The organism is Bacteroidia bacterium (genome assembly GCA_025056095.1).
GTDB lineage: Bacteria > Bacteroidota > Bacteroidia > JANWVE01 > JANWVE01 > JANWVE01.
In genome coordinates, this window is sequence record JANWVW010000191.1 from 1 (window position 1) to 5,303 (window position 5,303).

Annotated in this window: 6 protein-coding genes; all 6 read left to right on the plus strand. The window is 33.3% G+C overall.

Going from position 1 to position 5,303, the window contains the following annotated elements; all coding sequences use genetic code 11:
• On the plus strand, positions 1–936 hold a 936-nt coding region (locus tag NZ519_11520; protein ID MCS7029382.1), incomplete at its 5' end, for a glycosyltransferase family 2 protein.
• Positions 929–1,606, plus strand: coding sequence for a class I SAM-dependent methyltransferase (locus tag NZ519_11525; GenBank protein MCS7029383.1), 678 nt, complete (start codon positions 929–931; stop codon positions 1,604–1,606). The genes NZ519_11520 and NZ519_11525, both read left to right, overlap by 8 nt.
• A gap of 21 nt (positions 1,607–1,627) precedes the next feature.
• A complete protein-coding gene (locus tag NZ519_11530) occupies positions 1,628–2,587 on the plus strand; it encodes a hypothetical protein (protein MCS7029384.1) in 960 nt (319 codons plus the stop codon).
• The gene (locus NZ519_11535; GenBank protein ID MCS7029385.1) at positions 2,584–3,294 is read left to right on the plus strand and encodes a WbqC family protein; all 711 of its coding nucleotides are present in this window, start codon (positions 2,584–2,586) and stop codon (positions 3,292–3,294) included. The genes NZ519_11530 and NZ519_11535 overlap by 4 nt, the downstream gene beginning before the upstream one ends.
• On the plus strand, positions 3,257–4,669 hold the full coding sequence (locus NZ519_11540) for an FAD-dependent oxidoreductase (protein MCS7029386.1): 1,413 nt from the start codon (positions 3,257–3,259) through the stop codon (positions 4,667–4,669). Before NZ519_11535 ends, NZ519_11540 begins: the two co-directional genes overlap by 38 nt.
• 5 nt (positions 4,670–4,674) lie before the next feature.
• Positions 4,675–5,303 (plus strand): aminotransferase class I/II-fold pyridoxal phosphate-dependent enzyme (locus tag NZ519_11545; protein MCS7029387.1); only part of this gene is annotated, 629 nt, incomplete at its 3' end.

Below are 5,303 nucleotides of genomic sequence, written 5' to 3' on the forward strand. Positions count from 1 at the left end.
GAAACGCCCTTGATTAGTATAGTCAGCCCAGTTTACAAAGCAGAGAAAATTGTAGACATATTAGTAAAGCGAATTAAGGAAGAGGTAAGTAAGATTACAGAAAACTATGAAATCATTCTGGTAGAAGACGGCAGTCCTGATAGATCTTGGGAAGCAATTGAACGCAACTGCATGGAGGATAAACGTGTAAAAGGCATTAAGCTAAGTCGTAATTTTGGGCAGCAAATTGCAATGAGCGCAGGAATGCGATATGCATTAGGAGAATACACAATTATTATGGATTGTGATTTGCAAAATCCTCCCGAAGTTATTCCAGAGATAATAGCTCGGCTTCAAGCAAATGTTGATATTGTTTATACAGTCTCTGATGTTAGGAATAATTTTACTGATGAGTATAGCTCTAAATTATTTTGGTTCTTAATGAATGAAGTCCTAAATGTAAATATTATTCCTAATCAACTAATGATGAAAGGATTTAGCAGAAGGTTTTTAAATATTTACAATACCTACGATGAGAGAGTTAGGGTAGTTGCTGGTATTACTCATGATATTGGTATGCATTACGAGGTACTACAAATTAAAAATAAAAAGAGATTACAAGGAAAAGGAAATTATTCTTTCTTAAAAAGATTTCATTTAATGTTAGACATTATTTTAGCAATGACTAATAAGCCATTAGAGTATCTTATCAATGTGAGCATTCTTGCATTATTTTTGATAATGTGCGTTGGTTTATGGAACTTGATAAATTATCTATTAAATCCTAATATTCCACCTGGATACACGACTTTGCTAATAGTTACGGCATTCTTTGGCAGCTTAACTTTACTAGTTTTAGGCATAATTGGACGCTATCTTGCAAACATATATGTAGAAATCCGTCAACGTCCACTATTTATAGTTAATAAGGTTTTAAATTTGAATCAAAATGAGTGACATCATTAAGAAGCAATTAGAAGCATATCGCCCAAATTTCCTCCTTCATGGGAATACTCCACAGGGAACATTTCAGAATAATACTACTACCCAGTTTGAAAGATTTAATCAACTTTTAACGCCTTTGTTAAAACATAAACGGGATAAGTTTTCGATATGTGACATTGGTGCGGGGGTATGTGATCTGCATAAATATCTTATAATGAATAAAATAGAACATGAATATTACGGTATTGAAATAGTGCCAGAAATGGTAGAAACAGCAAGAAAGCTGTATCCTAATATTACCATTACTTCCGAGGATTTTCTCTCAGAATCCTTTCATAAGGAGTTTGATTTTTTGGTAGTGAGTGGAACTTTCAATATTCCAAATGGAATTGAAAAAATAGAATGGGAAGAATTTATTTTTAAAATCATATCAAAAATGTTTCATCTGGCACGCATAGGAATATCATTTAATGCCTTAACAACTTATGCTACATTCTACTCAGACAAACTATATTACCTTGATCCTCAAAAAACTTTTGCATATATCCAAAAAAACTTAAGCCGTTTTTGCATATTAAATACTGCATATCCCATGTATGAAGTTACCTACACCGTATACAAAAAGAGCCACATAGCAATTATCTTCCAGGAAGAAGATTTTGCAAAATATTTTAGAGACTGAAATTCATGCTTCTTAAAACTTATGTATAAATATTTTACCAATCGAGCAATAGGATTATTATATCATTTCTTATTAGACCAAGGTAAGTATATTGATACTTGGTTATTGCCCTCTCAAATTTGTTTTTCTGTCCCTTACTTATTCCTCAAGTTAGGTAAAAAAGTTATTTTTTATGACTTTGGATTTAGTCATATTGATGTACTAAGGTTATTTACAGGGAAAGAGGGCGTACTAATAGTTGATTATTTTGGAACTGAATGGGACATTGAACAGGTTAGTATTATTAAAGATACCGTGCCCTGCTTGATACATGATAAATGTTTGAGCGTATGTAATCCTGACTATCCTTATAAAGCAGATTTGACGATATTTAGTTCTGGAAAGGGAAAAGTTGTCGATATGGGATACGGAGGATTCGGAATTGCTATCAATAAGCTTAACATAGAAAATAAAGTTAATAATTTAAAATCAATTAATTATGAAAATTTTTATAATAAAAAGGATTTTTACTGGAAGCAAATAATTAATGGAAATAGGAGATTTTGTTTGAGAGAAGTATCAGGTAGCTGGATAGATATTTATTCAAACTTGATAGATGAGAATTATGAAAAAAGTTTCTTCGAGAAACAGAATAAGTCTATACAACACAAGAACTTATTAAATCAAATATATAGAAGTATTATCCCTGCTGATCTATATTTTCATCAAACTTCTAATATCTGGCGCTTTAATTTATTGATTACTAATAAGTCAAAGCTTTTGAATAGTATTTTTATGAATAATTTATTTGCCAGCTCACATTATGTAAATGTTGCTAAGTATATCATGCGTCAAGATACCTTAGTAAGGTCTGACATCATAGAAAATCACATAGTCAATTTGTTTAATGATTTCAACTTCGACATAGAAAAAGCAGAAAGATGTGCAAGAATAGTTAGATCTCTATTTGAAAGAAATATCATAAGACCAAAAAGTATATGAAAGTAGCTATCCTTCAATCAAATTATATTCCTTGGAAAGGATACTTTGATATAATTAATGATGTAGATATTTTTGTATTTTACGATTGTGTTAAATATACCAAAAACGATTGGAGGAATCGTAACAGGATTTATTCTAAGAATGGAGTCCAGTGGTTAACAATACCAATTTCTAGCTGTGCTACTAATTTAATGATTGATGAAGTGAAAATTACAGATAGTCGATGGCAAGAAAAACACTACAAGTCACTATCCTTAGCATATAGAAATGCCCCATACTACTATCAACTTGAAGAATTAATGAGCATTTATCTGATAGAAAGAAAATGGGATTATTTATCGGAACTAAATCAATATTTGATTAAGTATATAGCTAATAAAATTGGAGTATCTACTAAGTTTTATAATGCCCGTGAACTCAACATAAGCCATAGCCATAAGGTAGACAAGGTAGAGAGACTCATAGATATACTTTCGCTCCTAAAAGCAAAAATATATATATCAGGACCTGCTGCAAAGGAGTATATACTAGGTAAGGAATATCTTTTTTACAATGCAGGGATTGAGTTATTTTATAAACATTATCCTAAATATCCTCCTTATAAGCAATTAAGCTCTCCTTTTGAAGATCATGTCTCCATTGTTGACATGATAGCAAACATTGCATGGCATGAAATACCCAAATTTATATGGCAATATGAAAGATAAAAATATCTTAATTATAGGTGCTGGTTTTGCTGGTCTGGCAGCGGCAATTGAGCTGATTCAAAACAACATATCTTTTACTATTATTGAGAAAAGCCCTGCAGTTGGTGGTCTTTCGCAGACAATTGAAATTGATGGAGTTAGATTTGAATTAGGTCCTCATATCTATTTTGATAAAGACATAGATGTCCTCCAATTTTGGCAAAAACTTGCAGGTGTTCAAATGGAATCTTACACGAGAAACAATGCTATATTTTATAAAGGGAAATACATTAAATCACCACTCGATCCATGGAATGCTTTTATTAATCTTGGTCCGTTCAAGATTGCTTACTTACTTACTGGCTTTTTATTTGCAAAGCTAAAGCCTCGTCAAATTGTATCAGCTGAAGATTGGGTAAAAGCAAATTTTGGTACTCCTTTATATGAGAATTTTTTCAAAGTATACAATGAAAAAATATGGGGATTAAGTTGTGCTGATATCTCTCCTAATTGGGCAGGACAACGTATTAAGTCTTCTCTGCTAACTATGATATACAAGTCTTTAAAAAGAGACAAGGATTTTATTATCAAGACATTTTTATTCCCCAAAGGGGGCTCGCAATCTGTTTATAATTCTCAACTTAATAAAATAAAAGCTTTCGAAAAAGCCGATTTATTTTTAAATCAGTCCATAAGTCAAATTACGGAAACTTCCTCAGGTTTTATAGTAAATTTCTCTGGAAACAATTGTAAAGAATTCACTGATATTATATCAACTATACATTTAGAAGATTTGTACAATGTTTTAAAGTCTGAAAAGATTAATTATGATGTATTAAGGAGTTCGATAGAACAACTTGTTTACAGAAACTTATTATTAGTGAATCTTGTCTTTTTAAAAAACGATATCCAAAATTTTAAATACCATTGGATTGATATTCATGATCCTAATGTAAGAGCTCTAAGGGTAACTAATTTTGGAAATTACGATTTTGGACTTTCTTTGGAGAGTAAAGTTGGTATAGGTGTTGAATACAATTGTTTCAAGGAAGATAATATATGGAACATGAATGACTCTGAAATCATAGAAATAGCTTTATCAGATTTAGCATACATGAATCTTACAAAAAAGACTCCGATTAAAGCATCTGTGCTTCGTCTTTCCAAAGCCTATCCTGTATATTTTAAGAATTATGAAGCTCATGTCGCAACTATTATGAATGAGTTCTCAAAAGTGAAAGGTTTATATCTTATAGGGCGTAATGGTATGTATAAGTGGAATAATATGCATCACTCGGTAAAGACAGGTATATTAGCTGTTAGAAATATTTTAGGGGAGCAAAATGATCTCTTTGCAGTAAAAGGCATGGTAGCAATAGGTAAAGAATCAGATTAACTTACATGCAAGTATACTTCAACAAACCCCACCTCACTGGCAAAGAAGCGCACTACATGTACGATGCCGTCTATGAAGGCAAACTCTCCGGCAACGGCAAGTATACTAAGTTGTGCCAACAATTTTTTGAACAGCGTTATGGCTTTGGCAAGTGCTTGCTCACTACTTCTTGCACCGATGCGCTAGAAATGGCTGCCTTGCTGGTGGACATACAACCCGGCGATGAGGTCATTATGCCATCTTATACTTTTGTTTCTACCGCCAATGCTTTCATTCTGCGCGGGGCAAATATCCGCTTTTGCGACAGCCATAGCGAGGAACCTAACATTAATGCCGAACTGATTGAGGAACTCATTACGCCGCGCACCAAGGCAATTGTCCCTGTACACTATGCGGGCGTAGCCTGCGACATGGAACGCATCATGGCACTGGCAGCCAAATACAACTTGTGGGTTGTTGAAGATGCTGCACAAGCCATCGACAGCTACTATACCTTTTCTGACGGTACGCAAAAAGCGCTTGGCAGCATCGGGCATTTGGCAGCGTTTTCTTTCCATGAAACCAAAAATATTATTGCGGGTGAAGGCGGAGCTTTAATTATCAATAATCCCCATCTGAGCGAACAAGCCGAAAT

Bases quoted from the DNA above. Each gene is read 5' to 3' on its own strand.
- NZ519_11540 (MCS7029386.1), top strand. From the start codon at position 3,257: ATGAAATACCCAAATTTATATGGCAATATGAAAGATAAAAATATCTTA.
- NZ519_11525 (MCS7029383.1), top strand. From the start codon at position 929: ATGAGTGACATCATTAAGAAGCAATTAGAAGCATATCGCCCAAATTTC.
- NZ519_11530 (MCS7029384.1), top strand. From the start codon at position 1,628: ATGTATAAATATTTTACCAATCGAGCAATAGGATTATTATATCATTTC.
- NZ519_11535 (MCS7029385.1), top strand. From the start codon at position 2,584: ATGAAAGTAGCTATCCTTCAATCAAATTATATTCCTTGGAAAGGATAC.